The following is a 14,575-nucleotide window of genomic DNA, read 5'->3' on the forward strand; positions in this document are numbered from 1 at the left end:
TGTGAGTCGGTCTATCGGTTGCCCGAACAGGCGGCCGGTAACCGAAAGCCTGAGTCTGGGGGGTCACATGGTCGACGTCGCCACCGACGTCACCACCGCACCCGCACCCGGCCCGGCCACCGAGTGGTGGCGGCGACCGCGGGTGTGGACGGGGGTCGTGTTCGCGGCCGTGCTGCTCGTCTTCCTGTTCCTTGCCTGGCAGCGCCGGTGGATGAGCGACGACGGGCTCATCGTGCTGCGGACGGTGCGCAACATCTTCGAGGGCAACGGCCCGGTCTACAACGCGGGTGAGCGCGTCGAGGCGAACACGAGCACCCTCTGGACCGTGCTGGTCACCCTCGGCGGGCTGCTGCCCGGGGTCCGGCTCGAGTGGGTCGCGGTCATCGAGGGCCTGCTCTGCGCGGTCGCGGGTCTCGGCTTCGCCATGGACGGCGCGCGGCGCCTGCACCCCGGTGACGGCCGCGCGGTGTTCCTGCCCGCGGGCGCGGTGCTGGTCGTGGTCCTGCCCCCGTTCCGCGACTTCGCCACCTCCGGTCTGGAAACCGGCCTGATCTCGCTGTGGCTCGGGTTGTCGTGGTGGGTGGTGGTGCGGCTCGCCGTCAGCCGCGGCGTCACCGCGGCCACCGGCCCGGCGGTGGCCGACGACGCGCCGCCGCGTGCGGTGCGGACCTGGCCGGTGGCACTGGTCCTCGGTCTCGGACCGCTGGTGCGCCCGGACCTCGCGCTGTTCAGCGCCGTCGGGTTCGCCGCGGTGCTGTTCATCGCCTGGCAGGGCTGGCGGCGCGCGCTGGCCTGGGTGGGCGCCGCGGCGGCGATTCCGCTGGCGTACCAGGTCTTCCGCATGGGCTACTACGGCGTCCTCACGCCGAACACGGCCATCGCCAAGGAAGCGGGTACGGCGCACTGGCTCCGCGGCTTGGGCTACCTGCACGACTTCGCCAAGCCCTACCTGGTGTGGGTACCGGTGCTGCTGCTCGCCGCTGGCGCGCGCCTACTGGTACGCCGCCTGCCGCGCACCCGGCCGATGACCGTGCTGCTGGCGTTCCCGCTGGTGGCCGGGCTGGCGCTGGCCCTGTACGTCATCCGCATCGGCGGCGACTTCATGCACGGCCGCATGCTGCTGCCCGCGCTGTTCACCCTGCTGCTGCCGGTCATGGTGCTGCCCGTGGCGAAGTGGCACTCCGCGGTGGTCGCCGGGGTCGGGGCGTGGGGCGTGGTCGCGCTCGGCTGGTTCCACGTGCCCCACGACGGCGACGGCTACATCAACGGCGGCGGCATCGCCGACGAGCGCGGCTACTGGGCGGACTTCACCGGCCACGACTACCCGATCACCGCGGACGACTACCGCGGCCTGCCCGCGCCGGTGCTGTCCGAGAACGTGGCGCTGATCGAGCGGCTGCCCGGCTCGCGGGTGGTGCTGCGCACGTCGACCGGCTGGCACGAGTTCCCCTCCGACCGGCCGTACTCCTCCTACGCCACGACCAGCATCGGCGCCGCGGGCATGCTGATCGACGTCGACGTCCGCATCCAGGACGTGTACGGGCTGGTCAACCCGCTCGCCGCGCACACCGAGATGGTCAAGGCGACCCGGCCCGGGCACGAGAAGCAGCCGACCATGGCGTGGACGGTCGGCGAGGCGGGCACCGGTGAGCTCGCCGCGACCGGTCCGGTCCCCGAGGTGGCGGCGGCCGACATCCAGGCGGCCCAGCGGGCGGTCGCGTGCCCGGAGATCGCCGAGCTGATCGCGTCCTACCGCGAACCGCTGACCGCGGGCCGGTTCTGGGACAACCTGACCGGCGCCTTCCACCGCACCGGGGTCCGCTACCCGGCCGACCCGAAGCTCGCCGCCAACTGCGGCGGCTGAGGCGATCCGACAAAGGAGAAGGGCCCCGCCGGTCGGCGGGGCCCTTCCTTTCGTTCCGGCTCAGCCGAACACCGCTCAGACGGCGACCTCGGCGTCGTGCGAGCAGCCCGCGCCGTGCAGACCCTCGTGGGTGTCGACGACGGCGAGCGAGCGGGCCTTGGCCTTGGCCGCGACGCGGGCCTTGGCGCGCAGGTCGCGCGGGGGCACGCCGTTGATCTCCTCGGTGCTGATCGCGTAGGACGCGGTCACCCAGGCGATGGCGTCGGAGTTGCGGTCCAGGGCGACGCGGTCGATGTTGCCCAGGTTGTCACCCTTGGCGTGGTAGTTCTTGTCGTAGGCGACACCGGCCTGGCCACCCCACTTGTCGGCCTGCGCCTGGGTCTTGACGCCCTCGGCGCCGGTGAACAGGCCACCGGCCGGGATGCCGTTGGCGATGAACTCGCCGTAGTCCGAGCGGCCGGTGAAGTCGGTGCCCTCGGTCGGGGTGCCGGTCGTGTTGAGGAAGTTGGCGAACGCCGCCTCGATCTGCGCCGAGCCGTACGGGCCCTCACCGGCGCCGACGCCGTCGGAGTTGTCGCCGTCGTAGATGAAGTAGCCGGTGTTCGGCGAGGCGATCATGTCGAAGTTCAGGTACAGCGCGATGTCGAGCTGCTGCTCGAAGCTCAGCGACTGCACGTAGTTCTTCGAGCCGACCAGGCCCAGCTCCTCGGCGCTCCACCAGGCGAAGCGGACCGCGTTGTTCACCTTCGGCGAGCCGCCGAGCTGGATCGCGGTCTCCAGCAGACCCGCGCTGCCCGAGCCGTTGTCGTTGATGCCGGGGCCCTGCACCACGCTGTCGAGGTGCGCGCCCGCCATGACGACGTTGTTCTTGCGACCGGTCTTGGTCTGCGCGATGACGTTGTAGGTCTTGCGCTCCTCGCGCAGCGCGCGCAGCTCCAGGGTCACCGTGGCGCCGTTGGACGACGCGGCCAGCGCCTCGCCGTCGGCCTTGGTGATGCCGCCGGTGGGCAGCTTGGCCGCGGCCGGGTCGCTGAGCGTGCCCGCCAGCGGTCCGTCGACGTTGTTGTAGATGATCGCGCCGACCGCACCGGCCTCGAAGGCGGCCTGCTGCTTCTGCGCGAACGGGCAGGCGCCGCGCTGCACCAGCACGATCTTGCCGGTGACCGCGGTGTAGTCGGCGGCCTCGCAACCGGGGGTCGCGTCCCCCGCGCTCGGGATCACTGCGAGCGGCGCGGTGACGCCACCGGTCGGCGTGGAGAGGCTGTAGGTCATGATCGTGATCGGCACCGCGCGGCCACCGGCGGTCAGCTTCTCCGCGAGGGTCTGCACGAAGGTGAACGGGAACTCGTGCCGGGTCACGTCGAAGCCCGCCTCGACCAGCTTGGCCTCGACGTACTCCGCGGACTGGTTGAAGCCGGGGGTGCCCGCGGCGCGCGTGCCGCCGTTCTTGTCGGCGATGCGCTGCAGGGCGATCAGGTGCCGGTTGACGCCCGCGCCGGTGACCTTCTTGGTCAGGTTCTTCGCCAGGGCGGGGCCGTCCGGCAGCTCGGCGGACGCGGTCGGCGCGGCCGAGGACGGGATGGTGGTGAACGCCAGTGCGCCGGTCGCCGCGAGGATGGCGGCCCCGACGCGCAACGTCTGACTTCTCGACATGCAGGTCCCCTCATTGACCAGTGGTGACAACCGCGAACCGTGACCTCCCCGACGCGGACCGTGTCGCGGCGTGAGTGCCACCCTCACCTGCTCGGACGGCCTGGTCAAGAGCCGTTGTTTGCCAACTTGGACGGTCGCGGTCGAGATAGTGCGGAAAGGCCCCGTGGCGTGGTCGCCACGGGGCCTTTCCTTAGGCTGAATGCCGCAACAGCGGCGGATAACGATTTGTCAGCCGGTCACTTCAGAGGGAAAGACCGTGCGTGTGCTTACCGGCCTTGGCCTTCTTCGCCACGTTCGTCTTGGCCGCCTTGCGGGCCGCGGCCTTGGCCGCCTTGGCCGCGGCGTTCTTCGGCGGCACGCCGTTGATCTCCTCGGTGCTGATCGCGTAGGACGCGGTCACCCAGGCCAGCGCGTCGGCGTTGCGGTCGAGCGCGACCCGGTCGAGGTTGCCAAGGTTGTCGCACTTGGAGTGGTAGCACTTGTCGAAAGCGACACCCGCCTGACCACCCCACTTGTCGGCCTGCGCGGCGGTCTTGATGCCCTCCGCGCCGGTGAAGATGCCACCGGCCGGGATGCCGTTGGCGATGAACTCGCCGTAGTCCGAGCGGCCGTCGAAGTCCGTGCCCTCGGTCGGGGTGCCGGTGGCGTTGAGGAAGCCCGCCAGCGCGGACTCGATCTGCGCCGAGCCGTACGGGCCCTCACCCGCGCCGACACCGTCGGAGTTGTCGCCGTCGTAGACGAAGTAGGCCGCGTTCGGCGACGCGATCATGTCGAAGTTCAGGTACAGCGCGATGTCGAGCTGCTGCTCGAAGGTCAGCGACTGCACGTACTTGGTCGAGCCGACCAGGCCCAGCTCCTCGGCACCCCACCAGGCGAAGCGCACGGAGTTGCTGACCTTGGGCGACGCGCCGAGCTGCAGCGCGGTCTCCAGCAGCGCGGCGCTGCCCGAGCCGTTGTCGTTGATGCCCGGGCCCGCCTCGACGCTGTCGAGGTGCGAGCCGACCATGACCACGTTGTTCTTCCGACCGGTCTTGGTCTCGGCGATGATGTTGCGCGCGGGCTTCTCGACCACGTGGAACCGCATGTCCACGGTGGTGGACGCGCCGTTCTTGCCGAACAGGGTGTCGCCGTCGGCCTTGCTGACGCCGCCGGTCGGCAGCACGCCGCCCTCGCCGAGGGTGACGCCCTGGAGCGGGCCGTCGACGTTGTTGGCGACCAGCACCGCGACCGCGCCCGCGGCGGCGGCGTTGGCCTGCTTCTGGTTGAAGGTGCAGGCACCGCGGCGGATCAGCACGACCGCGCCCTTGGTGGGCAGGCCCGCGAAGTCACTGGCCTCGCAGCCGGGGGTGGCGTCCTGCGGGATGGTCACCAGCGGACCGGTGATGCCGCCGACCGGGGTCTGCGGGGACTCCTCGAGGGGGAACGCGTCGACCTTGGTGCCACCCGCGTTGGCGAAGGCCGCGTCGGTGATCTGCACGGGGTAGGTGAACTCAGGGGTGCTCACCTCGTACCCGGCGTCCCGCAGCAGGCCCGCGACGTAGTCGACGCTCTGGTCGTAGCCCTTGGTGCCGACCGCGCGGTTGCCGCCGTTCTTGTCGGCGATGCGCTGCAAGGCGATCAGGTGCCGGTTGATCCCGCTCGCGGTGACCTTCTTGGTCAGGTTCTTGGCCAGCGCGGGCCCGTCGGGCAACTGGACCTGGGCGGTGGCCGGTACCGCGGCGAACGCGAGACCGGCACAGGCGGCGAGCGCGATGGCGCCCGCGCGAACCGGTGTCCTGGGGGACGACATGGGCAACTTCCCTTCGTGGGGGTGAAAAGTGCCGGTGCGCCGAACCCCCGACCGGCATATCCGGCGTGCGTGACTCTTGCTCGCAATTCGGCGCTGGTCAAGAGTTCATTTCGGACTGTGACCATCCGACCGTGCCTGCCCGCCCATTCCCCCGATCCGAAACGCATTCCGTGACCGCCGGTCACCCCCATCGGGCAGCACCTCCTGCCCGGTGGGGATCTCCGGGCAGCGTTACCTTTGGCCCATGCGCGCCATCACGATCAGCGAACCCGGCGGTCCCGAGGTGTTGCGGTGGGCCGAGGCCCCCGATCCGGTCCCCGGTCCGGGCGAGGTGCTGCTGCGGGTCGCGGCGACCGCGGTCAACCGGGCCGACCTGTTGCAGCGCAAGGGCTTCTACCCACCGCCCGCGGGAGCCAGCGACATCCTGGGGCTGGAGTGCTCCGGCACGGTCGAGGAACTGGGCGACGGGGTCACCGGCTGGTCGGCCGGCGACCGGGTGTGCGCGCTGCTCGCGGGCGGCGGGTACGCGGAGAAAGTCGTTGTGCCGGTGGGACAACTGCTCCCGGTTCCGTCCGGAGTGGACCTGGTGATCGCCGCCGGACTGCCCGAGGTGGCGTGCACGGTGTGGTCGAACGTGGTGCAGACGGCGGGACTCACCGACGGTGAGACCCTGCTGGTCCACGGTGGCGCGGGCGGTATCGGCACGCACGCCATCCAGGTGGCCAAGGCGCTCGGCGCGACCGTCGCGGTGACCGCCGGTTCGGCCGAACGGCTGAGCCGGTGCGCCGAACTGGGCGCCGACATCACGCTGAACTACCGCGAAACCGCGTTCGAGGACGAGGTGGCCGCGGACGTCATCCTGGACAACATGGGCGCGAAGTACCTGTCGCGCAATGTCTCGGCGCTCAAGCGGTACGGGCGCCTGGTGGTCATCGGCATGCAGGGCGGGGCCACGGCCGAGCTGGACCTGGGCGCGCTGCTGCGCAAGAACGCCACCGTGACCGCGACCGGGCTGCGGCACCGCCCCGTGGTGGAGAAGACCGCGATCGCCGCCGAGGTGGCGGAGTACGTGTGGCCGATGGTCGCCGACGGCCGGGTGCGCCCGGTGACGCACGAGGTGCTGCCGCTGGACCGCGCGGCCGACGCGCACCGACTGCTCGACGGAGGCGGCGTCTTCGGCAAGCTCGTGCTCGCGGTGCCCGCCTGAGCCGGGGGCAGGACCTCAGGACCTGAGGTCCGACACGGCTTCCACGAGCTGGTCGACCTCGACGCCGTTGGTGTAGTGGGCGAGCCCGACGCGCACCGCACCGCCCACCTCGCCGACACCGAGGGTGGCGAACACGCCGCTGGGGCTGTCGTCGGCGAACGCGCAGATGCCGCGCTCGGCCAGGCGCACCACCGCGTCCTGCGCCTTCATGTCCGCGACCGTGAAGGCCAGGGCGGGGATGCGGCGCATGGCGTCGCCGATGACCATCACGTGGCGCTGCACCCGCAGGTCGCCGATCAGCCGGGACAGCAGGCCCGCCTGGTAGGACTTCGCCGAGCTGAGCGAGGTGACCAGGCGCTCGCGGCGGGTGCCGGTCGCGGCGTCGTCGAGCAGGGCCAGGTAGTCGACCGAGGCGACCAGGCCCGCGAGCAGCGGGTAGGCGTGCGGGCCGAGTTCGAGGCGCTCGGGGCCGTTCGCGCGCGGCTCCAGCGAGGTCGCGGGCAGGCGCTCCAGCATGGCCGGGTCGGCGAAGGCCAGCGCGGCGACGGCGGGACCGCCCCACGCGCCCGCGGACACCGCCACCACGTCCGCGCCCGTCGCGGTCATGTCCAGCGGCACGAACGGCGCGGAGGAGGAGGCGTCGACCACGACGACCGCGCCCGCGCCCTTGGCCGCCTCGGCGATCTTGTTCAGGTCCGGCCGGGTGCCGACCGCCCCCGACGCGGCGGTGACGGCGACGACCTTCGTCCGGTGCGACACCAGGTTCTCGTACTGCCAGGCGGGCAGCTCGCAGGTCTCGATGTCGATCTCGGCCCAGCGCACCGTCGCGCCCGCGCGCTGCGCCACCCGCAGCCAGGGCGCGGTGTTGGCCTGGTGGTCCAACCGGGACAGCACGATCTCGTCGCCGATGAGCCAGCCGTCGCCGAGCGCCTCGGCGAGCCGGGCCAGCAGCACCGCGGTGTTCGGCCCGAGCACCACCCCCGCCGGGTCGCAGCCGACCAGGTCGGCCACCGCCCGGCGGCCCGCGTCGACGATGGCCTCGGCGCGCTGCGAGGCGGGGAAGACACCGCCCGGACCGGACACCGGAGCCCGCAGCGCGGTCGACACCGCGGTCGCCACCTGCTCGGGTACCTGCATGCCCGCGGGCGAGTCGAGGTGCACCCAGCCGTCACCCAGCGCGGGGAACAGCCCGCGAATACGAGCGACGTCGAAGGCCATGGGCCACACCGTACGAGAGGGCGGTCACCGCACGGTCCGGGGGTCCGACGTGCGACTACCCTGGCTGGGGTGACACACCCCACCAACGCCGCGGGCGGCCGCGACGAGGCCGAGCAGGCGCACCACGTGATGGTCGTCGGCCCGGACGGCTCCCCGCTGGGCACCGCCAGGATCCCCGACGGCGACGCACCGGCCGAGTCCGTCGGGGACATGGTCGAGCAACCCGCCAAGGTCATGCGGATCGGCACCATGATCAAGCAGCTGCTGGAGGAGGTCCGCGCGGCACCGCTGGACGAGGCCAGCCGCAACCGGCTGCGGGAGATCCACAAGCGCTCCATCGCGGAGCTGGAGGACGGCCTGGCGCCCGAGCTGCGCGAGGAGCTGGAGCGGCTGTCGCTGCCGTTCACCGAGGAGCACACCCCCTCGGACGCCGAGCTGCGCATCGCCCAAGCCCAGCTGGTCGGCTGGCTGGAGGGTCTGTTCCACGGCATCCAGACCGCGCTGTTCGCCCAGCAGATGGCCGCCCGGGTGCAGCTGGAGCAGATGCGCCGCGGCCTGCCGCCCGGCGTCGGCGCGGGTGACGCGCAGGAGTCGCCGCTGCGCCCCGGGAACACGGGCCAGTACCTGTAAGCAGCGCAGTGCCACGGGCCGCGGGCGGGACATCCCGTCGGCGGCCCGTGCCGCGCCGACTACTTCTCCGACTCGCGGCTCGGGGTGGGTTCGGGGATGGCGGCGGGCTCGGTGGCGTGCTCCAGCCGGGCGATGCGCTCCTCGTACCGGGCCACCAGACCGAGGCGGGTGCGGACCCGGGCGTGCTCGACGCGGATCTCCTCGACCAGCGCGGCCACCGGGCCGATCTCCTCCTCGGACACCGGCGCCTCGACCCCGGTGTCCGCGTCGACCCGGCCGCGCTCGAGCTCGGCCAGCCGGGCCTCCAGCGCCGCCAGCTGCGGCGCGTAGCGGCGCTGCTCGCCGTAGAGCCAGTCGATGTGGCCCTGTAATTCCTCGACCCGGCGGTCGACGTGGTCCGCGCGGACGCGCAGCTCGTCGAGCTCGCGGTGGACGTCGTCGAGCCGCTCGCCCATCCGGTGCTCGGCCTCGGCGCGCACCGCGTGCGCCTGTTGCCGGGCCAGCTGCTCGAAGCGCGGGCGCAGGCGGCTCCAGACCGGACCGCCGACCGCCTTGGCGGCCGTGCGCAGGCGGGCGCTCAGGTCCTCGTTCACGGGATGACCTCGATCCTTCCGTCGTGCACCCAGCGGCGCAGCAGGCTCGCCTCCGCGGCCAGGCGGTGTTCCGCGGTGACGTCGACGGCCGCGCCCCAGGCGTGGGCGAAGCTGGTCTGCTCGGGCTGGTCGATGATCGACATGCCGGTCATCAGCACCCGGGCGTCCGGGAACAGCTCGGTGACCAGGTACGCGGTCAGCGTGCCGGTCGTGGACCAGGTGGCGGCCGTGGCGGGGAACCCGAGCAGCCGGTTGAGCGGCAGGGTGAACTCCCGGTTCGGCACCGGGAGGAAACCCAGGTCGGCGGGCCACCAGTCCGGCAGCGTCTCCGGCTCCCAGTGCAACCTGCCCGGCTCCACGAGCAGGTAGAGCCTGCTGGTGTAGTCGGTGAAGGTGTGCGGGCTGGCGACCAGCCCCCGGTGCAGCATGACCACGTCGGTCCGGCGGCCGAGCGCGGGCGCCCGGTCGTCGGTGTCGACGGCGAAGCTGGTCATCCGGATGACCAGGTCCGCCCCGTCGACGGCGGCGGCGCGGCCCGGGTCGGGGTCGACCGGGGCGTTGCCGACGATGGCCACGGAACCGGGGGGCGAGCCGGGCTCGCCGCGCGAGTACGCGGCGAGCAGAGCGGCGAGCAGTTCCCTGGTCTCCGGCACGGGCGGCGCCTCGCTGGTGGTGTGCAGAACGCTCATTCGACTTCGTTGGCCTCGCGGGGGTGTCGCGGTGGGGACGATCCGATCACCCGGTGCGGCGGATCGGACACTGAACACAGGGTGAGCAAGAGTAGAACGCCACGCTCCCCCGGCCGAACAGGAGATCGACAACTCCGGCGTTCAGACCCGGCGCAAGCGCTTGCGGGGCGCCTCTTCACCCGGGAAGACCCGCTTGACACCGTCACCCAGCGCGGTTTCCACGATCCGGATGTCGCGAACCAGCCTGCGCAGACCCTCCGGTTCCAGCGAGGCGGCGTGGTCGGAGCCCCACATCGCGCGGTCCAGGGTCACGTGCCGCTCGACCACGCACGCGCCCAGCGCGACCGCCGCGATGGAGACCTGCAACCCGCGCTCGTGGCCGGAGTAGCCGACCGGCACGCCGTAGCGCTCGCGCAGCGTGGCGATGCCGCGCAGGTTCGACTCCTCCGGCGGGCACGGGTAGGTCGACGTGGTGTGCAGCAGGACCAACTGCTCGGTGCCCAGCACCCCGACGGCCCGGTCCACCTCCTCGATGGTCGACATACCGGTGGAGGCGATGACCGGTTGACCGGTGTCGCGCAGCGCCTCCAGCAGCGGGATGTCGGTCAACGACGCCGACGCGACCTTGTGCAGCGGCACCGAGAACCGCTCCAGGAACGCCACGCTCGGCACGTCCCACGGCGAGGCGAACCAGGCGATGCCGCGCTCCTTGGCGTGCCGGTCGACCTCCTCGTACTGCTCGACGTCGAACTCGACGCGGCGGCGGTACTCCAGGTAGCTCATCTCGCCCCACGGCGTGTCCCGCCGGGTGTCGCGCATGTCCGGCGGGGTGGCGATCTCGGGGGTGCGCTTCTGGAACTTCACCGCGTCGGCGCCCGCGTCGGCGGCCACGTCGACCAACCGCTTGGCCAGCTCGACGTCGCCGTTGTGGTTGATGCCCGCCTCGGCGATCACGTAGGCCGGGTGCCCGTCGCCGACCAGCCGCCCGCCTAAGGCGATCACCTGCCCGGTGCTCCGCTCTGCCGTCGTCATCGCCCCGTCCTCGTCTTCGCGTCGTCCTCACCTCGCGGCGAGGATCAGGTCGGCCACCTCTCGTACCGCGCCCGCGCCGCCCGCGTTGGTCAACACGACCCTAGCCACAGCGCGCACTTCCGGCCGGGCGTCGGCCACCGCCACGGGCCACCCGACCAGTTCCAGGCACGGGATGTCGCGCAGGTCGTTGCCCACGTACGCCACCCGGGCGGGATCGAGACCACGTTCGGCCAGCCAGGCCAGCAGCCGCGCGGCCTTGTCCGACACCCCGTGCGCCACCTCGACGCCCAGCTTCGCCGCGCGCGCGGCGACCACCGGGTTCAGCTCGACGGAGAGGATCATCACCGGCACGCCCGCGGCGCGCAGCGCGGCCACCCCGGCGCCGTCGGAGCGGCTGACCACCACGGCCTCGGTGCCGTCCTGCAGCACGATGGCCCGGTCGTCGGTGTGCACGCCGTCGAAGTCGGTGACCAGGGCGTCCACGTCGATCGCGGCCGCGGGCGCCCGGCCGTCGGCCAACCGGCGGGCCAGCGCCAGGTCGTCGGGGGTGTCGATCTCGATGGCGTCGGACTGCGGCACCTCGACCAGCCCGACCCGGCCGAAGAACCGGTGACCCGCGGCCCGGAAGCCGGGCACGGCCATCGCGTAGACCGCGCCGCTCTCCCGGAACTCCGGCTCGCGGTCCTGGCGGCGGGGTCGGTGCGCGGGGTCGTGGTTGACGCCGTCGGCGGTGCCGTCGCCGGTCACCCGCCACAGGAACTCGTGCACCCGGACCGCGGTGAACGCGGCGTCGTGGCCGCCGTCGCGGACCTCGGCGACCACCTCGTCGACGGTCCCCGGCGCGATGAACGGCGAAGTGCACTGCACCAGCAGCACGGTCTCGGGGTCGACGGGGTACTGGTCCAACGCGTGCAGCACGGCCGACTCCGACGACGCGGTGTCCCCCGAGATCGCCGCGGGCCTGCGCACCACCCGGGCGCCCGCAGCGGCGGCGACCGCGGCGATGTCGTCGCTGTCCGTACTCACCACGACCTCATCAACCCGCTCCGCGGCCACCAGTGCCCGCACCGCGCGGACTACCAGCGGCACACCACCTACCGTGGCCAAGTTCTTCGCGGGCACGCCTTTCGAGCCGCCACGCGCGGGAACAACAGCGATTACAGTGGGTGGCGGGGAGGGGAATCCGGTCACGGCGGACATGCTCCCACGGTGCCCACCACCCGACCGCCGCCTTACATAGGCGGGGAAACGCGCCGGTACGCTCAACCACCGTGCAGGCAACCAGCGCCACCGATATACCTCCGACGCCCGTCGTCCACTCCGGCCGCAACATGGCCCGAGCCATGCGCGACATCCGCGAGGGCGCCGCCGCCCGCCAGTTGTGGGGCCACCTGGGCTGGCAGGACATCAAGCAGCGCTACCGCCGCTCGGTCATCGGCCCGCTGTGGATCACGCTGAGCATGGGCGTCACCGCCGCCGGGCTGGGGCTGCTCTACTCCCAGCTGTTCGGCATCGAGGTCCAGACCTTCCTGCCGTACCTGACCGTCGGGTTCATCGTTTGGGGCTTCATCCTCGGCTGCCTGACCGAGGGCTCGGACACCTTCGTGGCCAACGAAGGTCTGATCAAGCACGTGCCCGCGCCGCTGACGGTCTACGCGCTGCGCACGGTCTGGCGCCAGACGCTGATGCTCGCGCACAACATGCTGGTCTACCTGGTCGTGCTCGCGCTGTTCTTCGGCCCGCTGAGCACCCCCGGTTACCTGCTGTCCCCCCACGGCGCCCCGCAGCCCGGACTGAGCTGGTCGGTCCTGCTCGCCATCCCGGCCTTCGCGCTGCTGGCCGTCAACGGCGGCTGGGTGACGCTGCTGTTCGGCATCATCAGCACCCGCTACCGCGACATCCCCCAGGTCATCAACGCGCTGACCCAGCTGCTCTTCTACGCGACCCCGATCGTCTGGCCGGTGGACATCCTGACCACCAAGCTCGGCCCGGGCGACTGGAAGCACCTGATCCTGGAGCTGAACCCGCTCTACCACTTCGTGCAGATCCTGCGCGCGCCGCTGATCGGCAGCACGCAGAGCTGGCACCACTGGGCCGTGGTCGGCGGGTTCACCGTGGTCGGCTGGACCCTGGCGCTGCTGGCCATGCGCAACTACCGTGCCCGAATCTCCTACTGGGTCTGAGCGAGGCGGAGCAGATGGTCAGCATCCAGGTACGCGACGCCTGCGTCGACTTCCCGATCTTCGACGCCAAGTCCCGCTCGATGAAGAAGGCCGTGCTCGCCAAGGTCGGCGGCAAGATCGGCACCGATGCCCGGGTGCCGATCATCGAGGCGCTCAACGCGATCACCCTCGACCTGCGCGACGGCGACCGGGTCGCGCTGGTCGGGCACAACGGCGCGGGCAAGTCCACGCTGCTGCGGCTGCTCGCGGGCATCTACGAGCCGACCAGGGGCACCGCGGACATCCACGGCAAGATCGCCCCGGTGTTCGACCTCGCGGTCGGCATGGACCCGGAGATCAGCGGTCTGGAGAACATCCTGATCCGCGGCATGTTCCTGGGCATGTCCCGCAAGCAGATGCTGGACCGGGTCGACGACATCGTCGAGTTCTCCGACCTGGGCAACTACCTCAACCTGCCGCTGCGCACCTACTCCACGGGCATGCGGGTGCGGTTGGCGCTGGGCGTGGTCACCTCGATCGACCCGGAGATCCTGATCCTCGACGAGGGCCTCGGCGCGGTGGACGCCGAGTTCATGGCCAAGGCCCGGGGCCGGCTGGTCGACCTGGTGAAGCGGTCGGGCATGCTGGTGTTCGCCTCGCACTCCGACGAGCTGCTCTTCGAGCTCTGCGACACGGCCATCTGGATGGACGGCGGCCGGATGAAGATGCACGGCTCGCTGCGCGAGGTGCTGACGGCCTACAAGGGCCGCGACCCGTTCGAGTACATGAGCGCGGAGACGCTGGAAAGGCTCGGCGAGAGCACATGACGAGGTTGCCCGCGGGCGCGGTCGTCGCGGTGGTGGTCACCCGACACCGGCGCGCGCTGCTGGCCGACTCCCTGAAGGTGATCGCGGCCCAGACCCGGGCCCCCGACCACCTCGTCGTCGTGGACAACGGCCCCGAGGACGAACCGGCCCGCGACGTGGTCGAGTCCTGCCCGCTGCCCACCACGTACCTGCCGTCGCACCGCAACCTCGGCGGCGCGGGCGGGTTCGCCCTCGGCATGCTGCACGCGCTGGCGATGGGCGCGGACTGGCTGTGGCTGGCCGACGACGACGGCCGACCGGCCGACGAGAACGTGCTGGCGACCCTGCTCGACGTCGCCGAGCGGCGCGGCCTGGCCGAGGTGTCGCCGGTGGTGACCAACATCGACCAGCCGGAGAAGCTGGCCTTCCCGCTGCGCCGGGGCCTGAGCTGGAAGCGCGGCACCGACCAGCTGGGCACCGAGTTCCTGCCCGGTATCGCGTCGCTGTTCAACGGCGCCCTGTTCCGCGCCGACACCCTCGACGTGGTCGGCGTCCCGGACTACCGGCTGTTCTTCCGCGGCGACGAGGTGGAGATCCACCGCCGCCTGGTCCGCTCGGGCCTGCCGTTCGGCACCTGCCTGACCGCCGCCTACCTGCACCCGGACGGCTCGGACGAGTTCAAGCCGATGCTCGGCGGCAAGCTGCACGCGCAGGACCCGGACAACGCGGTGAAGAAGTACTACACCTACCGCAACCGCGGCTACCTGTTGTCCCAGCCGGGAATGCGCAAGCTCGGCATGCTGGAGGTCTTCCGCTTCGGCCTCTACTTCCTCGGCACCAAACGCGACCCCAAGGCCTTCCTCGACTGGCTGCGCCTGGTCCGCAAGGGCAAGCGGGAGCAGTTCTTCCGGCACTGAGCCGAACTGGGTGGG

13 protein-coding genes are annotated in these 14,575 nt (G+C 71.7%); 6 read left to right on the plus strand and 7 right to left on the minus strand.

Annotated features, from left to right (window positions below):
* Window positions 1-67 precede the first annotated feature (67 nt).
* Complete coding sequence (locus tag CLV40_RS22250; RefSeq protein WP_245931465.1) at window positions 68-1,864, plus strand: arabinofuranosyltransferase AftB family protein; 1,797 nt, start codon at window positions 68-70, stop codon at window positions 1,862-1,864.
* 75 nt (window positions 1,865-1,939) lie between these two features.
* Here CLV40_RS22250 and CLV40_RS22255 read toward each other — a convergent pair whose 3' ends face one another.
* Both CLV40_RS22255 and CLV40_RS22260 read right to left on the minus strand, forming a co-directional pair.
* Complete coding sequence (locus CLV40_RS22255; RefSeq protein WP_104480893.1) at window positions 1,940-3,517, minus strand: M28 family metallopeptidase; 1,578 nt, start codon at window positions 3,515-3,517, stop codon at window positions 1,940-1,942.
* 241 nt (window positions 3,518-3,758) lie between these two features.
* Complete coding sequence (locus tag CLV40_RS22260) at window positions 3,759-5,306, minus strand: M28 family metallopeptidase (RefSeq protein WP_104480894.1); 1,548 nt, start codon at window positions 5,304-5,306, stop codon at window positions 3,759-3,761.
* Window positions 5,307-5,550: 244 nt separating this feature from the next.
* Here CLV40_RS22260 and CLV40_RS22265 point away from each other — a divergent pair, with 244 nt between their 5' ends.
* Window positions 5,551-6,513, plus strand: a complete 963-nt coding sequence (locus CLV40_RS22265) for an NAD(P)H-quinone oxidoreductase (protein WP_104480895.1) — start codon at window positions 5,551-5,553, stop codon at window positions 6,511-6,513.
* 15 nt (window positions 6,514-6,528) lie between these two features.
* On the opposite strand, the gene CLV40_RS22270 is transcribed toward CLV40_RS22265, so the two are convergent.
* Window positions 6,529-7,731 carry a cysteine desulfurase-like protein gene (locus tag CLV40_RS22270; protein ID WP_104480896.1) on the minus strand — a complete coding sequence of 401 codons (1,203 nt, stop codon included), beginning with the start codon at window positions 7,729-7,731 and terminating at the stop codon, window positions 6,529-6,531.
* Window positions 7,732-7,860: 129 nt separating this feature from the next.
* Here CLV40_RS22270 and CLV40_RS22275 point away from each other — a divergent pair, with 129 nt between their 5' ends.
* A complete protein-coding gene (locus CLV40_RS22275; protein ID WP_104480955.1) occupies window positions 7,861-8,361 on the plus strand; it encodes a bacterial proteasome activator family protein in 501 nt (166 codons plus the stop codon).
* A gap of 59 nt (window positions 8,362-8,420) precedes the next feature.
* Here the strand turns inward: CLV40_RS22275 and CLV40_RS22280 are convergent, their stop codons facing one another.
* The 4 genes from CLV40_RS22280 to CLV40_RS22295 all read right to left on the minus strand — a co-directional run bounded on the left by CLV40_RS22280 (window position 8,421) and on the right by CLV40_RS22295 (window position 11,875).
* Window positions 8,421-8,954 carry a hypothetical protein gene (locus tag CLV40_RS22280; RefSeq protein ID WP_104480897.1) on the minus strand — a complete coding sequence of 178 codons (534 nt, stop codon included), beginning with the start codon at window positions 8,952-8,954 and terminating at the stop codon, window positions 8,421-8,423.
* Window positions 8,951-9,643, minus strand: a complete 693-nt coding sequence (locus CLV40_RS22285; RefSeq protein WP_245931466.1) for a hypothetical protein — start codon at window positions 9,641-9,643, stop codon at window positions 8,951-8,953. Before CLV40_RS22285 ends, CLV40_RS22280 begins: the two co-directional genes overlap by 4 nt.
* Window positions 9,644-9,784: 141 nt before the next feature.
* Entirely contained in the window at window positions 9,785-10,675 is an 891-nt protein-coding gene (locus CLV40_RS22290) for an N-acetylneuraminate synthase family protein (RefSeq protein ID WP_104480898.1), read from the minus strand.
* Between the two features lie 27 nt (window positions 10,676-10,702).
* The gene (locus CLV40_RS22295; RefSeq protein ID WP_104480899.1) at window positions 10,703-11,875 is read right to left on the minus strand and encodes an acylneuraminate cytidylyltransferase; all 1,173 of its coding nucleotides are present in this window, start codon (window positions 11,873-11,875) and stop codon (window positions 10,703-10,705) included.
* Window positions 11,876-12,006: 131 nt separating this feature from the next.
* On the opposite strand from CLV40_RS22295, the gene wzm reads away from it, so the two are divergent.
* The 3 genes from wzm to glfT1 are packed head-to-tail and all read left to right on the plus strand — an operon-like array spanning window position 12,007 to window position 14,560.
* Complete coding sequence (wzm, locus tag CLV40_RS22300; protein WP_104480900.1) at window positions 12,007-12,858, plus strand: galactan export ABC transporter permease subunit Wzm/RfbD; 852 nt, start codon at window positions 12,007-12,009, stop codon at window positions 12,856-12,858.
* Between the two features lie 14 nt (window positions 12,859-12,872).
* Window positions 12,873-13,664 (plus strand): galactan export ABC transporter ATP-binding subunit Wzt/RfbE, encoded by a 792-nt coding sequence (gene wzt / locus CLV40_RS22305; protein ID WP_104480901.1) that lies wholly within the window; start codon window positions 12,873-12,875, stop codon window positions 13,662-13,664.
* Window positions 13,661-14,560, plus strand: a complete 900-nt coding sequence (gene glfT1 / locus CLV40_RS22310) for a galactofuranosyltransferase GlfT1 (protein WP_104480902.1) — start codon at window positions 13,661-13,663, stop codon at window positions 14,558-14,560. The genes wzt and glfT1 overlap by 4 nt, the downstream gene beginning before the upstream one ends.
* The last annotated feature ends 15 nt before the right edge of the window (window positions 14,561-14,575 follow it).

The sequence above is a fragment of the Actinokineospora auranticolor genome, assembly GCF_002934265.1.
GTDB lineage: Bacteria > Actinomycetota > Actinomycetes > Mycobacteriales > Pseudonocardiaceae > Actinokineospora > Actinokineospora auranticolor.